The organism is Halocalculus aciditolerans, from assembly GCF_014647475.1.
GTDB lineage: Archaea > Halobacteriota > Halobacteria > Halobacteriales > Halobacteriaceae > Halocalculus > Halocalculus aciditolerans.
In genome coordinates, this window is sequence record NZ_BMPG01000016.1 from 1 (window position 1) to 1,532 (window position 1,532).

A 1,532-nucleotide genomic window follows, 5' to 3' on the forward strand; every position below is an offset into this window, starting at 1 on the left:
CAAAAACAGCGATTTTTCGGGGAGGTGGGGTTCGATTGGGGTTGGTGTAATATAGGATGGGCGATACATTTTGGAATTTTTGATTTGGTTGTTGCCTGGCGTGTTTGGGTTTGTAATGTTGTTGCAGGTGTTTAGGTTGCATGTGTTGTTTGTTGTTTGTTGTTTGCAGTGTGTTGGTTGTTGGTGGTGTTAGGTGTTGTGGGGTGATGTTGGTTGGTGCTTTTGTGGGTGGTGGTATTATTGGTGGCACTATGTTGGTTGCTGATGTGTTGATTGTTGGTGGTGTGTATGATGTTGGTGGTGTAGGGTATGTGTTACTTGTTGTTACGTTGGTGGGGTGGTATTTTGGTGTTGCAGTGGTGTGGGGTTGTTATCAATGGGGTTGTGTGGGTGATATGGTTGGATTGTTGCGACACGATTATATTTGAGTACATTGCGTTGATTGTTAGTTATATTCCGTGACCATGATTAGTTGGCGAGTGCAGCGCAGTACCATCAACAGTCAAACATTTATTCGATATGTATGTTTATATGTTTATCTTATCTTCATAAATGTTTGATTGGGTGGTGATATGACACCTGTGCGTTGCTTGATGTGGGTGGGGTGGTTTGGATGCTTGTGCAGTATGTTGTGTTGGAATGTTGTGTTGTCTTGTTAAAATTGCGACGATAGCGTGTCCCAGAATTCGCGAAAACTCTGTTTTGGGAGGGGCGTTCAACTTTTTGGCTGATTTTGGCTCATTAAAACCAACTGCTAATTTGGCCCAAAAACAGCGATTTTTCGGGGAGGTGGGGTTCGATTGGGGTTGGTGTAATATAGGATGGGCGATGGATCCGTGACCAAACCTAATCGAATTGATATGGTGATATTAGACATGACGAAGTTTGACGTGAACGAAAGTGGCGTCAGTTCGCTGGCGCTACGATGGCGGTTGTTATTACCGCCACGAGTCAAACGCTGTATTGTGGTATACATCGTTTGATGTTTGTGTTGGTGTGGGGTTGGTGTTATGGCGTCGCATTCCGTTTATTGCTACTTAGGGTTGTTCTTGTGTATGGTGGGGTGGGGTTATATTATTGGGGTGGGGTGGGGTTATATTATTGGGGTGGGGTGGGGTTATATTATTGGGGTGGGGTGGGGTTATATTATTGGGGTGGGGTGGGGTTATATTATTGGGGTGGGGTGGGGTTGCATTATGGTGTTGGGGTTCCGAGTGTTGTGAGGGTGTTATACTTCGGGTGATGCTAAGAATCCGAAGTAAGACAGTAGGCTCCGTAGGCTAGGAGCCGCAGTTTAGAATATGTTATATGTGATGTGGCTTTATCATGTGCTATGTTTCTATTATATATTAAGCCACCGTGTGGGTGGGTTGTGTTGGGGTTGGTGTGATGGCTTGTTGGGGTTTGTGTAACATGTGGTGTCTGGTGCTTTCTCAAATTTTGCCGGTTAAGTTTTCCGGAAAATTGTGTTTTGGGAGGGGCGTTCAACTTTTTGGCTGATTTTGGCTCATTAAAACCAACTGCTAATTTGG

General features: G+C 44.7%; 2 protein-coding genes. One reads left to right on the forward strand and one right to left on the reverse strand.

The window, feature by feature from the left end:
• Positions 1 to 206: 206 nt before the first annotated feature.
• Positions 207 to 428 carry a hypothetical protein gene (locus IEY26_RS17405; protein WP_171518328.1) on the forward strand — a complete coding sequence of 74 codons (222 nt, stop codon included), beginning with the start codon at positions 207 to 209 and terminating at the stop codon, positions 426 to 428.
• A gap of 817 nt (positions 429 to 1,245) precedes the next feature.
• Here the strand turns inward: IEY26_RS17405 and IEY26_RS17605 are convergent.
• The coding region (locus IEY26_RS17605; protein WP_229774211.1) for a hypothetical protein at positions 1,246 to 1,532 on the reverse strand (287 nt) is incomplete at its 5' end.